Origin of the sequence: Enterococcus sp. DIV2453a (genome assembly GCF_050533535.1) — a bacterium.
Classification (GTDB): domain Bacteria; phylum Bacillota; class Bacilli; order Lactobacillales; family Enterococcaceae; genus Enterococcus; species Enterococcus faecalis.
In genome coordinates this window covers 1,400,238-1,416,938 of the sequence record NZ_CP172899.1, presented here as the reverse complement: position 1 = coordinate 1,416,938, position 16,701 = coordinate 1,400,238, and the positions used below count along the sequence as shown (strand labels likewise).

At 38.0% G+C, this 16,701-nt stretch carries 15 protein-coding genes; 14 read left to right on the top strand and 1 reads right to left on the bottom strand.

Translation table 11 applies throughout. The features are described from left to right. Positions 1-47: 47 nt before the first annotated feature. The 13 genes from IGK03_RS06995 (at position 48) to IGK03_RS06935 (ending at position 14,323) form a co-directional block, all read left to right on the top strand. Positions 48-617 (top strand): hypothetical protein, encoded by a 570-nt coding sequence (locus IGK03_RS06995; protein WP_202334828.1) that lies wholly within the window; start codon positions 48-50, stop codon positions 615-617. Positions 618-620: 3 nt separating this feature from the next. After that, positions 621-1,256 carry an ethanolamine utilization phosphate acetyltransferase EutD gene (gene eutD, locus IGK03_RS06990; RefSeq protein ID WP_002357516.1) on the top strand — a complete coding sequence of 212 codons (636 nt, stop codon included), beginning with the start codon at positions 621-623 and terminating at the stop codon, positions 1,254-1,256. 14 nt (positions 1,257-1,270) lie between these two features. Continuing rightward, positions 1,271-1,870 carry a TIGR02536 family ethanolamine utilization protein gene (locus IGK03_RS06985; protein ID WP_202334827.1) on the top strand — a complete coding sequence of 200 codons (600 nt, stop codon included), beginning with the start codon at positions 1,271-1,273 and terminating at the stop codon, positions 1,868-1,870. Positions 1,871-1,882: 12 nt separating this feature from the next. After that, on the top strand, positions 1,883-2,146 hold the full coding sequence (locus tag IGK03_RS06980) for a EutN/CcmL family microcompartment protein (RefSeq protein ID WP_002357519.1): 264 nt from the start codon (positions 1,883-1,885) through the stop codon (positions 2,144-2,146). A gap of 12 nt (positions 2,147-2,158) precedes the next feature. Then, positions 2,159-3,259, top strand: a complete 1,101-nt coding sequence (gene eutH / locus IGK03_RS06975) for an ethanolamine utilization protein EutH (RefSeq protein ID WP_002357520.1) — start codon at positions 2,159-2,161, stop codon at positions 3,257-3,259. 12 nt (positions 3,260-3,271) lie between these two features. Then, a complete protein-coding gene (locus IGK03_RS06970) occupies positions 3,272-3,715 on the top strand; it encodes an ethanolamine utilization protein EutQ (protein WP_002357522.1) in 444 nt (147 codons plus the stop codon). An 87-nt stretch (positions 3,716-3,802) separates the two neighbouring features. Continuing rightward, the gene (locus IGK03_RS06965) at positions 3,803-4,231 is read left to right on the top strand and encodes a CoA-binding protein (RefSeq protein WP_002363980.1); all 429 of its coding nucleotides are present in this window, start codon (positions 3,803-3,805) and stop codon (positions 4,229-4,231) included. A gap of 204 nt (positions 4,232-4,435) precedes the next feature. Beyond that, positions 4,436-6,493 carry a DNA topoisomerase IV subunit B gene (parE, locus tag IGK03_RS06960; protein ID WP_002381887.1) on the top strand — a complete coding sequence of 686 codons (2,058 nt, stop codon included), beginning with the start codon at positions 4,436-4,438 and terminating at the stop codon, positions 6,491-6,493. A 12-nt stretch (positions 6,494-6,505) separates the two neighbouring features. Continuing rightward, a complete protein-coding gene (parC, locus tag IGK03_RS06955; protein ID WP_104801984.1) occupies positions 6,506-8,968 on the top strand; it encodes a DNA topoisomerase IV subunit A in 2,463 nt (820 codons plus the stop codon). A gap of 289 nt (positions 8,969-9,257) precedes the next feature. Next, the gene (gene pflB / locus IGK03_RS06950; protein WP_002357529.1) at positions 9,258-11,504 is read left to right on the top strand and encodes a formate C-acetyltransferase; all 2,247 of its coding nucleotides are present in this window, start codon (positions 9,258-9,260) and stop codon (positions 11,502-11,504) included. A gap of 76 nt (positions 11,505-11,580) precedes the next feature. Then, positions 11,581-12,345 (top strand): pyruvate formate-lyase-activating protein, encoded by a 765-nt coding sequence (gene pflA, locus IGK03_RS06945; protein WP_002357530.1) that lies wholly within the window; start codon positions 11,581-11,583, stop codon positions 12,343-12,345. Positions 12,346-12,440: 95 nt separating this feature from the next. Continuing rightward, entirely contained in the window at positions 12,441-13,367 is a 927-nt protein-coding gene (locus tag IGK03_RS06940) for a manganese-dependent inorganic pyrophosphatase (protein WP_002360265.1), read from the top strand. Positions 13,368-13,438: 71 nt separating this feature from the next. Continuing rightward, positions 13,439-14,323 carry a DUF1803 domain-containing protein gene (locus IGK03_RS06935; RefSeq protein WP_033624978.1) on the top strand — a complete coding sequence of 295 codons (885 nt, stop codon included), beginning with the start codon at positions 13,439-13,441 and terminating at the stop codon, positions 14,321-14,323. Between the two features lie 58 nt (positions 14,324-14,381). On the opposite strand, the gene IGK03_RS06930 is transcribed toward IGK03_RS06935, so the two are convergent. Then, a complete protein-coding gene (locus tag IGK03_RS06930; protein ID WP_002361848.1) occupies positions 14,382-14,933 on the bottom strand; it encodes a DUF2179 domain-containing protein in 552 nt (183 codons plus the stop codon). A gap of 180 nt (positions 14,934-15,113) precedes the next feature. Here IGK03_RS06930 and cls point away from each other — a divergent pair, with 180 nt between their 5' ends. After that, positions 15,114-16,574 (top strand): cardiolipin synthase, encoded by a 1,461-nt coding sequence (cls, locus tag IGK03_RS06925; RefSeq protein WP_010707571.1) that lies wholly within the window; start codon positions 15,114-15,116, stop codon positions 16,572-16,574. Positions 16,575-16,701: the final 127 nt, after the last annotated feature.

The window sequence follows — 16,701 nt, the reverse complement described above, 5'->3', positions numbered from 1 at the left end:
GGTAGGTTCATTACTTCTGTCCTAAACTTTCATTGAGGAGGGGTGTTATGACAGTTATTACAGAAGATATGCTTCGCAACAAAAGGCTTAAAAAAGAACTAGAAGATGGCACGGATTTTGTGTTTCCTGTAGGCAGTTTTCTGACGCCAGCCGCCAAAAGCTATCTACGCGAGCATCGGATTAATAGCAGCTTCTCTTCAACAATCCCATTGCTTTCTGAGGTTCATTCAGTGAAGGCCTCCTCACAAAAACAAAAACAAGAACATTTATCAAAAGAAACAATTTATGAGATTCGGCACTTAAGCCATCTATTGTATTTGCCTTTCTTAACGAATGAAGCGTTATCAACAGAAGGTTGGTTATATTTCGAACAACAACAACTGTGGTTAGAGAAATTTATTTTAGAACAGTCGCTTGTAATGGAACCAGTCATTTTGGAATCAAAGGTAACTATTCTAACTAACCAACAGAGACAATGGCGCTATTCCTCAAAAGAAATTCAATTACAACTAGATAAAATTATTCTCCAGTTAAAAGGAGAATCACAACTGTTCGGCCTTTTTCAATCTTGGGCTACAGAATTAATTAGCACCATGGCTGAAATATCACGAAACTAGGAGATGAACAAATTGGATTCAATGAATGAAATTGTTGAAGAAGTTGTTAAACGAATTCAGCAACAACAACAAAATACTTTTGAAGTTGAAGCTTCTGGCCGACATGTTCATTTGTCTCGTCAAGAGATTGATGCATTATTTGGACCAGGATATCAACTAACAAAAGTGAAAGATTTATCACAACCTGGACAGTTCGTTTGTAAAGAACGAATTACGGTTGCTGGACCTAAAGGACTTTTTCAAAATGTGGTTATTTTAGGCCCTGAACGTAGCGAATCACAAGTTGAAGTTTCTATGACGGATACACGTATTTTAGGAATTAACGCCCCAGTTAGAGAGAGTGGCAAGACAGAAGGGACACCAGGTGTCACGCTGATGAACGGATCAGCAGTTGTGACATTAAGTCACGGCTTAATTGTTGCCAAACGTCATATTCACATGACACCCGAAGACGCCTTGAAAAATAAAGTAAGCAATAGCCAAATTGTGCAAGTCAAAGTGGAAGGCACACGTCCGTTAATCTTTGATGATGTAGTTGTGCGAATCAGTCCGCGATTTGCAACGTACATGCATATTGACTACGATGAAGCCAACGCTTGCGGCTTAACCAAAGGAGCTCGTGGCTATATTCTTAAGTAAAAGGAGGAAGGACAATGAACGTTTCTGAAATGGAAAATTTGATTCAACAGATTACTGATCGAATTTGCCAACAATTGCTGTCGTCGTCTTATTCAGTGGCTTTAGCAGAAGCAAAAGAAGCATTTCCTGAAGAAATGTTTGTTCGTTTTCCTGATGTAAATTGGGTAACCAAGGAGCAGAAGCTAGCACGAGGTTTGGTTGTAAAGAGGCTAACGATTTCCCAAGTAAACGCGATTGCGCATTTACAGGAAACGGATGAATTAGTCAAAAACATCTTAGCATTCTTATTTGAAGGTAAGCCGGTATTGGTTTTAACCCCAATACCTTCAGTGACTAAAAATTCCCGATTGAAGTATCGTTTGAAACAAACGATTCAGGAAAACGTGGACATGTGCCAACAGTTTGGGCTGATTTTTTATCATGATTCAGAAAATTACGCTGTGTTTCAGGCGGCCTGTCAAAAACAACTTCGTTCTTTGGCGGAGACCAAACGAACCTACATTACTGAAAAACAATTGATAAGAATGACAGAAGCAGGTGTTTCTTTAAGTAAAAAGGCCTATTTAACCCCGTTAGCGACAGATTATGCTCGGAAACATCAATTGCTGACGTAAGGAGGAAAAACGATGCTTTTAGGAAAAGTGACTGGTAGCCTTTGGTCAACAAGAAAAGATGAAAAATTAAATGGCTGGAAATTTATGATGGTTGATATTTTGAATCAAGAGGACGAAAAGCAAGGATTTCTAATTGCTGCTGACAACGCTGGAGCTGGTGTCGGGGACAAAGTGTTAATTAGTCAAGGCAATGCTGCCCGTATTTCGGCAGAAGATCCGAATGTCCCAATTGATGCAATGATTGTTGGTGTCATTGATTCTACAGAGGAAGAATAGGGAGGACGAGACATGAGCATTAATGAAATTATTATGTATATTATGGTTCTTTTCATGATTATTGGAGGAATCGATAAATGTATTGGCAACAAACTAGGTTTAGGGGAGCAATTTGAGGAAGGGATTATGGCTATGGGTTCTCTAGCGCTTTCTATGGTAGGGATTATCACTTTAGCGCCTGTCTTAGCCAATCTTTTAAGCCCGATTGTCGTTCCTGTCTATGAATTACTAGGGGCTGATCCAGCAATGTTTGCCACAACCTTATTGGCTAATGATATGGGCGGCTTTGCGTTAGCGCAACAATTAGCCAATGATCCACAAGCTGGTTTATTTGCGGGGGCAATCTTAGGCGCAATGATGGGGCCAACGTTAGTCTTTACAATTCCAGTAGCGCTTGGCATTATCCAAAAAGACGACCAACAATTCTTAGCAACAGGTGTTTTGAGCGGGATTATTACAATTCCTTTTGGTTTATTAGCAGGTGGTTTAACAGCTGGCATGCCATTGTCATTGATTATTCCTAACTTAATTCCAATTATTATTGTTGCCGCTTTAATTATTTTAGGTTTATGGTTAGCGCCAAAAGGCATGATTAAAGGCTTCCAAATTTTTGGCCAAGGCGTAGTGATTGTCGCTATCTTTGGTTTAGTTGTGGGGGCGATTCAACTATTATTAGGAATTACAGTGATTCCTGGTATTGCACCAGTTACTGAAGGAATTGAAGTCGTTGGCGGGATTGCTTTAACTTTAGCTGGCGCTTTCTGTTTAGTAGCAGTGATTACGAAAGTCTTTAATAAACCATTGATGAAACTAGGAAAAGTTTTAGGAATGAATGAAGTAGCGGCTGCAGGAATGGTTGCTACATTAGCTAACAATATTCCCATGTTCCAAATGTTAAAAGACATGGATAATCGAGGAAAAATTATTAATATCGCTTTTGCTGTTTCGGCTTCTTTCGTTTTAGGTGATCACCTTGGTTTTACTGCAGGCGTAGCAAAAGAAATGATTTTTCCAATGATTGTTGGCAAATTAGTTGGAGGGATTACCGCCATTTTTGTGGCTATCTTTATGGCAAATCGAATGCTAGGGAAACCCGAAACAGAAGTGAAATAATGAGGTGTGAATATGACAGAATTAAATCGTGAAATGATTGAAACGCTTGTTCGACAAATTGTCACAGAAAAATTAATGCCGACTAAACAAGTGGATCCAAGTGGAATTATGTCCATCAAATTACCCGAAATTGACGTAACAGAAGACGATCGCTTAGATACAGGCAACCCAGCGGACATTGTTTACACAAAAGATCTGTTTTCTTTAGAAGAAAGCCCGCGCCTTGGTTGCGGTTTAATGGTGATGAAAGATACCACCTTCGACTGGACACTAGAATACGATGAAATTGATTATATTATTTCAGGACAACTGGATATACTGATTGACGGACGTAAAATTTCTGCAACAGCCGGCGAAATTATTTTAATCCCGAAAAGTAGCAAAATTCAATTTTCAGTGACGGGTGATGCCCGCTTTGTCTACGTGACTTATCCAGCAGATTGGCAAAGCCAATAATTATTTTACCGGCAGTCAGAGAATAATTTTGCAAAAAACCTTTACTCAGCGTTATAATAAATAAGAACGAAAAAAGGGGTTGAGTGAATGACATTTGAGAATCCAAGTCAAAATCAAATTTTTGATATTTTAAAACAAGCAAAAAATATTGCGGTGGTTGGTTTGAGTAACAAGCCCGACCGCACGAGTTACAAAATTGCGGAAATTTTACAGCAACATGGCTATCGTGTATTGCCTGTCAATCCAGTTTTAAAAGGTGAAACGGTGCTTGGCGAAACGGTTTATGGGACATTAACAGAGATTCCTGAAAAGATTGATATTGTTGACGTCTTTCGGCGGAGTGAATTTTTGCCAGAAGTGGCCGCAGAAACATTGAAAACAGAAGCGCCTGTCTTTTGGGCCCAACTAGGTTTGGAAAATGAAGAGGCAGCGAACTTGTTATTAAATGAAGGTCGTCAAGTTATTATGAACCGTTGTATTAAAATTGAATTGGCAAAAATGGCAGATGCTGAATAAACACGTGTAATTTTATAAAGAAAGAGCGTCCTGAACGGAAAGCTCTTTTTTTTTTGACCCAGATAGAGTATTATTGTAATGATGGTTTTAGAAGGAGCGAACGGAAAACGCAAGAAACCGGCTCACTCTTCTTCTAATTCTTTAAGAAATAGTTAATGTACGCTTATTAACTAAACGAGAATCTAAGTATAAGGAGTTTTTTCTTTGGCTAAAAAAATTAACAATGAGTACAATGATGCCTCTATCCAAGTCCTAGAAGGATTGGAAGCAGTGAGGAAAAGACCTGGTATGTATATCGGTTCAACCGATAGCCGTGGACTCCATCACTTAGTCTATGAAATTGTCGATAACGCAGTCGATGAAGCGTTATCTGGCTACGGGAATGAAATCAACGTAACTATCCAAAAAGATAATAGTATTTGTGTTGCAGACTCTGGCCGCGGAATGCCAACAGGGATGCATGCTTCTGGTATCCCAACAGTAGAAGTTATTTTTACTGTCTTACATGCGGGTGGTAAGTTTGGCCAAGGTGGCTATAAAACTTCAGGCGGACTCCATGGGGTGGGTGCCAGTGTTGTTAATGCCTTATCTAAGTGGTTAGAAGTTCATATTGTTCGTGATGGCGTAGAATACATGGAACGATTTGAGGACGGCGGTAAACCAGTTGGTACCTTAAAAAAAATCGGCAAAACAAAAAAACGCAACGGCACCTCCGTTACTTTTTTACCTGACGACACCATTTTCTCTACGACAAATTTTTCTTACGAAATTTTAGCAGAACGTTTGAGAGAATCAGCTTTCTTATTAAAAGGCGTCAAAATTACTTTAACGGATGAACGTGGGGAAGAACCCAAAGAAGAAGTCTTCCACTACGAAGAAGGCATTAAAGAATTTGTTGCCTATCTAAATGAAGAAAAAGATACATTAACACCCGTTGTTTATTTTTCAGGAGCCAAAGAAGGTATTGAAGTTGAATTAGCCTATCAATACAACGATGGCTATTCTGAAAATGTTTTATCTTTCGTTAACAATGTCCGCACAAAAGATGGCGGTACCCACGAAGTCGGTATGAAAACGTCAATGACAAAGGCGTACAATGAATATGCACGGAAAGTGGGACTATTAAAAGAAAAAGATAAAAATTTAGAAGGTAGCGACTTCCGCGAAGGCTTAGCAGCCGTCCTTTCTATTCGAGTACCAGAAAACTTACTACAGTTCGAGGGCCAAACCAAAGGGAAATTAGGTACACCTTTAGCAAGAACCGTTGTCGACAACGTCGTAGGCGAACAAATGGGCTTCTATTTACAAGAAAACAGTGAAATGAGTCAATCATTAATTCGGAAAGCGATTAAAGCCCGTGAAGCCCGTGAAGCGGCTCGCAAAGCTCGTGAAGAAAGCCGGAACGGTAAAAAACGGAAAAAAGGTGAATCGTTACTTTCTGGAAAATTAACACCGGCTCAATCTAGAAATCCTAAGAAAAATGAACTATATCTTGTCGAAGGAGACTCGGCTGGTGGCTCAGCAAAACAAGGACGCGACCGGAAATTTCAAGCCATTTTACCGCTACGAGGAAAAGTCATTAATACGGAAAAAGCGAAAATGCAAGACATCTTGAAAAACGAAGAAATCAATACTATGATCTATACGATTGGCGCAGGCGTTGGTCCTGAATTTTCAATTGAAGATTGTAATTATGATAAAATCATCATCATGACCGATGCGGATACCGATGGTGCCCATATTCAAGTGTTGCTATTAACGTTCTTCTATCGTTATATGAAACCATTAATTGAAGCCGGCAAAGTCTATATTGCCTTACCACCTCTTTATAAAGTTTCTAAAGGAACTGGAAAAAAATCAGTCATTGAGTATGCTTGGACCGATGGTGAATTGGCAGAAGTGATTGATAAAGTTGGTAAAGGCTATATGCTCCAACGCTATAAAGGTCTGGGGGAAATGAATGCAGAACAACTTTGGGAAACAACGATGGATCCTGAAACTAGAACCTTAATTCGTGTTCGGATTGATGATGCAGCTCAAGCAGAACGCCGTGTGACCACATTAATGGGCGACAAAGTCGAACCTCGTCGAAAATGGATTGAGCAACATGTTCAATTTACGTTGGAAGAAGATGGCAGTATTTTAGATCGTTCAGAAGAAGACACTTCTGCACCAACAGGAGAAAGTCTTTTAGATGCGGAAAAAACAAAAGAAGCAGAACAAACCGATGACACTGAAATCAGTTTGTTTGACATAGAGTAGGGAGTGACAATTTTGGAAAAACGCCAAGAAGTTCAAGAATTAACCCTTGAAGAAGTAATGGGCGATCGTTTTGGAAGATATTCCAAATACATCATTCAAGAACGGGCCCTACCAGATATTCGAGATGGGCTAAAACCAGTACAACGCCGCATTCTCTTTTCAATGAATAAAGACGGCAATACCTTTGATAAAGGCTTTCGTAAATCGGCAAAATCTGTCGGAAACATTATGGGGAATTATCATCCCCATGGCGACAGTAGTATTTATGAAGCGATGGTCCGTCTAAGTCAAGACTGGAAATTACGGGAAGTACTAATTGAAATGCACGGAAACAACGGAAGTATGGATGGCGACCCACCAGCGGCGATGCGTTATACAGAAGCTCGTTTATCACAGTTAAGTGGTGAGTTGTTAAAAGATATCGACAAAAATACCGTCGATTTCGTCTGGAATTTTGACGATACAGAAAAAGAACCCACTGTTTTACCAGCCAAATATCCTAATTTATTGGTAAATGGCTCAACGGGGATTTCAGCAGGTTATGCAACAGAAATTCCTACACATAATTTAGCGGAAATCATTGATGGAACTGTGTATTTAATTGATCATCCTAATGCAAGTTTAGAGAAATTAATGGAATACATTCCAGGACCAGATTTCCCAACAGGTGGGATCCTACAAGGAAAAGCAGAAATTAAAAAAGCCTACGAAACCGGCCGTGGTAAAGTAATTTTACGTGCGAAGACAAAGATTGAGCCCTTAAAAGGCGGCAAACAACAAATTGTCATTTCTGAAATTCCTTATGAAGTCAACAAAGCAACGCTAGTGAAGAAGATGGATGAAATCCGTTTAAATAAAAAAGTAGACGGCATTGCCGAAGTTCGTGACGAAAGTGACAGAACTGGCTTGCAAATTGTTGTTGAACTAAAAAAAGATGTCAATGCAGAAGGTATTTTAAATTATCTATTTAAAAACACTGAATTGCAAATCAATTACAACTTTAACATGGTAGCCATTGACAACATGACCCCGCAACAAGTGGGACTAAAACGGATTTTAGAAAGTTACATTACGCACCGCAAATCAGTTATCATTAACCGTTGTCAATTTGAGTTGGACAAAGCTCGCAAACGTGAGCACATTGTTGCTGGTTTAATTAAAGCATTGTCTATCTTAGATAAAGTGATTGCAACAATCCGTGGCAGTAAAGATAAAAAAGATGCGAAGAAGAACTTAGTATCCGACTATGCGTTTACTGAAGAACAAGCTGAAGCAATCGTTACTTTACAGCTATACCGTTTAACCAATACGGATATTACTGATTTACAAGAAGAAGCGAAAACTTTAGAACAACAAATTGCTGAGTTATTGAATATTTTAAACAATGAAAAAGAACTATTCTCAGTCATGAAAAAAGAACTTCGCGAAGTTAAAAAGCAATATGGCAATCCGCGCTTAACTAAAATTGAAGAGGAAATCCAAGAAATCAAGATTGAAACAGCCGTGTTAGTTGCGCAGGAAGACGTGGTCGTAACCGTGACGCACGAAGGCTATATCAAGCGGAGTAGTATTCGTTCTTATACAGCATCAAAACCAGAAGAAATCGGCATGAAAGAAGGCGACTTTTTACTATATGCTGGCGAAGTCAATACATTAGATCATCTTTTACTAGTAACAAATAAAGGGAATATGATCTATCGCCCCGTCCATGAGTTGCCAGATTTACGCTGGAAAGAAATTGGCGAACATATTTCTCAAACCATTTTAAATCTTGCTATCGATGAATCGATTATTGCTGTATATCCTTATAAAGAGTTAAGTCCGACAAAAACCTTTGTTTTCATTACAAAAGCTGGCATGATTAAACAAACCAAAATGGCTGATTTTGAGCCTTGGCGCACGTATAAGAGCCGCCCGACATCTTGTATGAAATTAAAATCAGACCAAGATGAAATTACCAATGTTTATTTAACAAATGATCAAGACTTATTGGATGTTTTCCTCGTTAGCAATCGCGGTTTTGGCTTACGTTATCCATTATATGAAGTACCAGTCGTGGGTAGTAAAGCGGCTGGAGTTAAATCAATGAACCTCAAAGAAGACGATTATGTCGTTAATGGTTTGCTGGTTCATTCTGAAGGGGATACACCGATTGTCATCGTTACCCAACGTGGCGGTGTTAAACGTATGTTAGCCCAAGAATTAACACAATTAGGACGAGCAAAACGTGGATTAATGGTCTTACGGGAATTGAAGAAAAATCCACATCGTGTTGTCTTTATGTCTGAAAGTACCGATTTAGATTTATTAGTTACTACGCAAAAAGGCACACAAGAAGTTATTCAGTCGAAAAACTATCCAATCAGTGAACGAACATCCAACGGTTCCTTTGTCATCGATGAACAAAAAGATGGCCAAGTAATGGAAGTCCACGAGATGCATTCTGCAGTGATTGAAGAAGAACAAACAAACTAAACTGTGTTATAAATATCTCCACAGCAGCCATCTGTATTAATACAGATGGCTGCTGTTTTTAATACAGAAGTACATTTTTCACAAGTGATAACAACTATAAATCGTTCTTATTTTCACAAGTATAAATGTTTATATATCAGCATTTAGAATCTTTGCTCCCCATTTATTTATTAAGAAAGTGCAATAAATAATAAAAAAACGCTTGCATCTAAAAGGTTATGTGTTATACTAATCACATAAAGCTGTTACATACAATCAAGTAGCAGTTAACTAAGGAGGCAAACACTTCATGAAACAATGGGAAGGCTTTAAAGGCGACAAATGGAGAACAAGCGTTGACACTCGTGATTTTATTCAAAACAACTACACAGAGTACAAAGGCGACGACAGTTTCTTAGAACCAATCGCTCCGAGCACTGACAAATTATGGACAAAACTACAAGAATTATTTGAAATCCAACATGAAAAAAATGGCGTTTATGACATGGATAGCGATATCCCAGCAACTATTACGTCACATGAACCTGGTTACTTAATCAAAGAAGAAGAAAAAATTGTCGGTTTACAAACAGATGTACCATTAAAACAAGCATTTATGCCATTCGGTGGTATTAAAATGGCGAACAATGCCTTAGTTTCAAATGGTTATGAAACTGACGAAGAAATGACAAAAATCTTCACAGAATACAGAAAAACACATAACCAAGGTGTTTTTGATGCCTACACAGCTGAAATGCGTTTAGCACGTAAAAACAAAATCATTACTGGTCTTCCAGATGCTTATGGCCGTGGCCGTATTATCGGTGACTATCGTCGTATCGCATTATACGGTATCGACTACTTAATGGAACAAAAGAAAAAAGATCATGATAACACTGGTAACAAAGAAATGACAGACGATGTTATTCGCTTACGTGAAGAAATTTCTGAACAATACCGTGCGTTAAATGACTTAAAACAAATGGCTGCTTCTTATGGTTTCGATATTTCTCGTCCTGCTGCAAATGCGCAAGAAGCAATCCAATGGTTATACTTTGGTTACCTAGGTGCCATTAAATCTCAAAATGGTGCGGCAATGTCAATTGGTCGTATCTCAGCATTCTTAGATATCTATATCCAACGTGACTTAGAAGCTGGTTTAATCACTGAATTTGAAGCACAAGAAATGATTGACCATTTAATCATGAAATTACGTATGGTTAAATTTGCACGGACACCAGAATACAACCAATTATTCTCTGGTTATCCAATTTGGGCAACATTATCTATTGCTGGTATGGGTATTGACGGTCGTTCATTAGTTACTAAAAATGACTTCCGTATCTTACACACCTTAACAAACATGGGACCATCTCCAGAACCGAACTTAACTGTATTGTATTCTTCTCACTTACCAGAAGGCTTCAGAACATATGCAGCTAAAATCGCGAAAGAAAGCTCATCTATCCAATTTGAAAACGATGACTTATTACGTGAAAACTGGGGTTCTGACGACTGTGCAATCGCATGTTGTGTTTCTGCAACAGTTATGGGTAAAGATATGCAATTCTTCGGCGCTCGTGCGAACTTAGCGAAAGCTGTTCTTTATGCAATTAACGGCGGGGTCGACGAAAAAACTAAAATGCAAGTAGCACCAAAATATCGTCCAATGACTGGTGACAAATTAGATTACCATGAATTCATGGAACGCTATAAAGACATCTTAGACTGGTTAGCTGAATTGTATGTTAACACATTAAACATTATTCATTACATGCATGATAAATATGCATATGAAGCACCACAATTAGCTTTAATGGATACTGATTTACAACGGACATTCGCAACTGGTATTGCCGGAATCTCTCATGCGACTGATAGTATCATGGCAATTAAACACGGTGAAGTAGAAGTAATCCGTGACGAAGATGGTATGGCAATTGATTATGTACCAACAAAAGAATTCCCAACATACGGAAACGATAACGAAGAAGCCGATGCAATGGCTAACTGGATTTTAGATTACTTTATGACACAAATTAAACGTCAACACACATACCGTAACTCTAAACCAACGACTTCATTATTAACAATCACTTCAAACGTTGTTTATGGTAAAGCAACAGGGAACACGCCTGACGGACGTCGTGCCGGCAAACCTCTTGCACCAGGTGCGAACCCAAGTTATCAAGACGGTAAATTCTTAGGTGAGAAAAATGGCTTGTTAGCTTCATTAAACTCAACAGCTCGTTTAGAATATACAATCGCTTTAGATGGTATTTCTAATACACAAACCATCAACCCTAATGGTTTAGGTAAAGACGACGACACAAGAATTAACAACTTACGTAACGTATTAGATGGCTACTTCGATAAAGGTGGTTACCACTTAAACGTAAACGTATTTACAAACGAATTATTATTAGATGCACAAGCACATCCAGAAAAATATCCAAACTTAACTATCCGTGTATCTGGATATGCCGTGAAATTCCGTGACTTAACTCCTGAACAACAAGCAGACGTTATTTCAAGAACTTCACACGACAGACTATAAAAAACATTTACATTATTTAACTGAAAGGGTGACATTTAACGTGTCATCCTTTTCGTTTGAAAGAAGAGGGATCATTATGACAACACCAGTTACAGGTAGAATTCATTCAACAGAAAATTTTGGTACCGTTGATGGCCCAGGTGTCCGTTTTATCGTATTTACACAAGGGTGTCGCATGAGATGTCAATTCTGTCATAATCCAGATACTTGGAAAATTGGTTCCGGTGGTCGTGTGGTGACGACTGACGAAGTATTAGAGGAAGCATTACGTTTTCGCTCTTATTGGGGCGAAAAGGGTGGTATCACTGTCAGTGGTGGTGAGCCGCTATTGCAAATGGACTTTTTAATCGATTTATTTAAAAAAGCCAAAGCACAAGGCATTCATACAACCTTAGATACGTGTGGCAAACCTTTTACTCGGGAAGAACCCTTCATTAGTCAATTTGATGAATTGATGAAGTACACAGATTTACTCTTATTCGACATCAAACATATTGATAACGAGCAGCATAAACTGTTAACAACGCAATCAAATGATAATATTTTAGAGATGGCTACCTATTTATCTGAAATTGACAAACCTGTTTGGATTCGCCACGTATTGGTGCCTCAACGTAGTGATTACGACGAATATTTAATCCGTCTGGATGCCTTCATAAAAACATTAAACAATGTAGATAAAGTTGAAGTGCTTCCTTACCATACGATGGGCAAGTACAAATGGGAAGAACTAGGTATTCCTTATCCATTAGAAGGAATTGAGCCTCCTAAAAATGATCGTGTTGAAAATGCGAAAAAACTACTACATGTCGAGGACTATCAAGGTTATCTAGCACGTTAACAAACGAAAAAATAGAAAAGAAGACAATTTTTTTGTTGTTTCTTTTCTATTTTTTGTTATCATTAAGAGTGAATCAAAACCAAGGAGTGTGTATTATGTCAAAAATTTTAGTTTTTGGACACCAAAATCCTGATACAGATGCTATCGGAGCAGCAATTAGTTTTGCTTACTTACAAAAAGAATTAGGAAAAGAGACAGAAGCTGTCGCTTTAGGAACACCAAGTGAAGAAACTCAATATGCCTTAGATTACTTCAATATTGAAGCACCACGTGTTGTCACTGAAGCAGCTAGCGAAACAAACCAAGTCATGTTAGTGGATCATAACGAATTCCAACAAAGCATTTCAGATATCGCTGAAGTAAACATTTTAGCAGTAGTAGATCATCACCGGATTGCCAACTTCGAAACAGCAGATCCATTGTATTATCGTGCAGAACCAGTTGGGTGTACCAGTACAATCATCTATAAAATGTTTAAAGAAAATAACGTGACAATTCCAGCTCAAATTGCTGGTATGATGGTCTCAGCGATTATTTCTGATACATTATTATTTAAATCACCAACTTGCACACAAGAAGACATCGATGCAGCGCACGCCCTAGCTGATATTGCTGAAATCAATTTAGAAGGCTATGGTCTTGACTTATTAAAAGCAGGAACAAACTTAAGCGATAAATCAGCTGAAGTTCTTTTAGATTTAGATGCTAAGAGCTTCCCAATGAACGGCAAAACAGTTCGCGTTGCCCAAGTAAATACCGTCGACTTAGCAGAAGTTTTAGATCGTCAAGCTGAATTAGAAGCAGCTATGGCCGCAGAAAATGCAGCCAATAATTATGACTTGTTTGTCTTAATTATTACGAATATCCTAGACAGTGATTCTGAATTATTAGCGATTGGTGCGGAACAAGCCAAAATTGAAGCAGCGTTCAATGTAACATTAGTTAACAATCGTGCGTTCTTACCCGGCGTTGTTTCTCGTAAAAAACAAGTAGTACCACAATTAACAGAAGTCTTTAACTAAAACCGTAAGCGCCTAAGCAACGCGATAAATTCCTTGTTGCTTAGGCGCTTCACTAGTAAAGGGGCGTTAACATGAATGATTTAGCAATTTACTATCATTCTCCGCAACAAACGAAACAATACAATCATTTGCTCAACCAATCACTTTTTTTCCCTCTTGTTACTTTTATGTATGAACATCGGGAAGAAAGAATCATTTTAAGACAATTAAAAGCGGCCTTTGCAACAGAAGCCAAGTTAGAACAATTTTTATCAGAAATGATTGATTGTCAGTTAATCATTCGGGAAAATCGTCAATATCGTTTGAATTTTCCTATTTATACGGCAGCTGAAGTTGCGAGTTTGACCTTGGCTGAAGACGAACTTCCTAAGTTTAAAGGAACTGTAACAGAGCAATTATTTTGGCTAGCTGAATCTTTTTGGCCACAAGTGTTTCCAGAAGAGGAAGACTATTTTTTTGGCGTGAGCGGTGGCCCCTCATTTTATCAAAAACAAAGATTGGCCTCGGCACAACTATCTATAATTACGCTTGAAAAAGAAAAGACAGAGGTTCCAACAATGCCTCGTTATTTTGATTACTTGGGCAAAGAGCAATCCTTGCCAGAAGCCTTCAGCGCTTTATATGACTTGCTAGGGGACGTAAATCCTGAATACTATCTTTCGCAAGCGAGAAGAGTCATTAAACAAGCTCTGCGAGGCCGAAAAGTCAGTACTGTGCCTAATATTTTTCAAGAAAGTTTGCACCTGACCCAAGTGATTGCGATTGACCAGGACCACTTAAAACTCCTTTTACCAGTAGCAACGGAACAAGCCGAGCCTTTAGAAGCACAGTCGGATATTCTAGCATTTTATTATGAAAAAATTGCTAACCGATCGGCCATCGAACGCTTAGTTTTTATGCAACAATTGATTGAGCAACTAGGTACGAACTCTCTAAGTTATCTTAGAATAAATTAAAGTTACGATAATATTATTATGTAAACTAAAAATCAATAACAAGAAATGACGCCGCTTCTTAGTGAGAAATGGCGTCATTTCTTTTGCGAACTTTTTTCGTCCAAAAACCACCAGAAATGAACTTAGGCTCATAGGAAATGATAAATGCTCTCGGCTCTAATTGATTGATTAATTTGTACAATGTACGTTCGTTTTTTCTTGGGGAAAGGATTTCTAAAACCATTCGTTCTCCTTCGCGTCCGTAGGCGACACTTTGCGTAACACCATAGCCGTGTTCACGAAGTGTTTCTGGTAAATGAAATTGTTCAGTAGTAGAAGGGAGGATAACCGATACCATAATATAACCCAAGGCCAAATAGTCTTCGATTTTAATTCCTACACTAATGCCAACAGCGTAACCAAGCGCATAAACAAGTAAATTTAAAGGATTGTCTAACCGATTCAGAACCATACTTAGCCCTAAGACATAAATTGTTATTTCAGCCATACTAACCAGCGGTGCAATAACCCGATAACCTTTCATCGTTAACATAAAACGAATAGTATTTAAGGTAATATACGCAAAATTAATGATAAAAATCATAGCTAACATTTTCAAATCAACGACCATAAAATAAGTACCTCTTTTCAAAATCTTTACATCTAGCCCTCATTATAGTACAGAAAAACTGAGAATCAAAGGCGAAACACTTATAGAAATGAATTCTTTTTTGAATACTCGCTCATATTATTCGCCTAATTTAACTGTTATTTGATATAATCTTAGTATGAAGTAAAAAGGAGGTAAGCGATGAAAATTTTTGTTTGGATTTTGTTATTTTTATTAGTAATTAACGTTATTGCTGCCTTAATTACTGTTTTTAGAAAACCTCGTAGTATTTCCAGCGTTTTAGCATGGATGATGACGTTGATTTTCTTGCCTGGTATCGGCTTTATTATTTACTTATTCTGTGGGCGAGGTATCGATGGACAAGAAGTTTTTAAATTGTCTGATGATGAAAAACAAATGGTTCAACGAATTAAAGAAAAAGTGGACATCGATAACAAAAAAGCAGGGCGCGATAAACGTTATGATTTACTTTATGATGCGAAAGTTTTAAATCGTTATTTCCGGAATATGGACGCATCACCGTTGGCCAAAAGAAATAGTTTACAATTATTCACAGATGGCCAAGAAAAATTCCAAGCATTATTTGAAGATATTCGTGCAGCGAAAGAAACCGTTCATGTGGAATATTATGCGTTTTTTAATGACACGATTGGCAATCAATTTTTAGATGTATTAATCGAAAAGTTACATGAAGGCGTGGAAGTTTACTTAATTTACGATCCTTGGGGTTCACCCGGCGCAAATAAAAAGTTTTTTGCTCGTTACGTTGACGCTGGAGGAAAAGTAGCTCCCTTTATTACTTCTCGCGATATGATCCGTAAAACACGTCTAAATTATCACTTGCATCGGAAAATTGTTGTCATCGATGGGAAAATTGGCTGGACCGGCGGGTTCAATGTTGGGGATCAATATTTGAATGTCACCGAAAAATTTGGTTACTGGCGAGATACCCATATTCGTTTGGTCGGGACGGCCGTATTTTCATTGCAAGAGATATTTATCATGGATTGGAATGCTTCAGTCAAATATCCTGAAGAACGTATGACGTATCATGAAAAATATTTTAAATTACCAGAAGATCATGAAGTGGAGCATTTGTCCTTACAAGTTGTTTCAGATGGTCCTGATTCAGAAGAAGAAATTTTGAAAAGCGGGTTTGTTCGGATGATTTTCTCTGCAGAAAAGAGTGTCTGGATTCAAACACCGTATTTAATCCCTGATGATAGTATGATTAATGCGTTGTTAGTGGCGGTTCGTTCAGGTGTCGACGTGCGAATTATGATTCCTTGTATGCCTGACCATCCCTTTATTTACCGCGCGACACAATATTACGCAAATTACTTACACAAACGTGGCATTAAAATTTATATTTATGATAGTGGGTTTATTCATGCAAAAACAATGGTGATTGATGATGAATTAGCTATGGTTGGCACAACAAACCAAGATATTCGCAGTTATTCATTGAATTTTGAGGTGAGTACGTTTATTTACAATCCCGACATTGCGTGGATATTAGCGCAAATCTTTGAAGAAGATATAGAAAAAAGTGTCTTACTAACCGACGAGATAATTAAAAAACAAGGGTACTGGCTACGCTTCAAGCAAAACTTTTCACGCTTGTTGTCACCAGTCTTGTAATCAAATGAATCAGCAGTGAATGTAGTAAACTACTATTTTCACTGCTGATTTTAGTAACAAAACACTGAGTTGGTCTACCTAATTCATTGATAATCCCTCTAAATAATGGTAAATTAAAAATAAATTC

Excerpts from the sequence above, each read along its gene's own strand:
- IGK03_RS06995 (WP_202334828.1), top strand. The coding sequence starts at position 48 with ATGACAGTTATTACAGAAGATATGCTTCGCAACAAAAGGCTTAAAAAA.
- eutD (WP_002357516.1), top strand. The coding sequence starts at position 621 with ATGAACAAATTGGATTCAATGAATGAAATTGTTGAAGAAGTTGTTAAA.
- IGK03_RS06985 (WP_202334827.1), top strand. The coding sequence starts at position 1,271 with ATGAACGTTTCTGAAATGGAAAATTTGATTCAACAGATTACTGATCGA.
- IGK03_RS06980 (WP_002357519.1), top strand. The coding sequence starts at position 1,883 with ATGCTTTTAGGAAAAGTGACTGGTAGCCTTTGGTCAACAAGAAAAGAT.
- eutH (WP_002357520.1), top strand. The coding sequence starts at position 2,159 with ATGAGCATTAATGAAATTATTATGTATATTATGGTTCTTTTCATGATT.
- IGK03_RS06970 (WP_002357522.1), top strand. The coding sequence starts at position 3,272 with ATGACAGAATTAAATCGTGAAATGATTGAAACGCTTGTTCGACAAATT.
- IGK03_RS06965 (WP_002363980.1), top strand. The coding sequence starts at position 3,803 with ATGACATTTGAGAATCCAAGTCAAAATCAAATTTTTGATATTTTAAAA.
- pflB (WP_002357529.1), top strand. The coding sequence starts at position 9,258 with ATGAAACAATGGGAAGGCTTTAAAGGCGACAAATGGAGAACAAGCGTT.
- pflA (WP_002357530.1), top strand. The coding sequence starts at position 11,581 with ATGACAACACCAGTTACAGGTAGAATTCATTCAACAGAAAATTTTGGT.
- IGK03_RS06940 (WP_002360265.1), top strand. The coding sequence starts at position 12,441 with ATGTCAAAAATTTTAGTTTTTGGACACCAAAATCCTGATACAGATGCT.
- IGK03_RS06935 (WP_033624978.1), top strand. The coding sequence starts at position 13,439 with ATGAATGATTTAGCAATTTACTATCATTCTCCGCAACAAACGAAACAA.
- IGK03_RS06930 (WP_002361848.1), bottom strand. The coding sequence starts at position 14,933 with ATGGTCGTTGATTTGAAAATGTTAGCTATGATTTTTATCATTAATTTT.
- cls (WP_010707571.1), top strand. The coding sequence starts at position 15,114 with ATGAAAATTTTTGTTTGGATTTTGTTATTTTTATTAGTAATTAACGTT.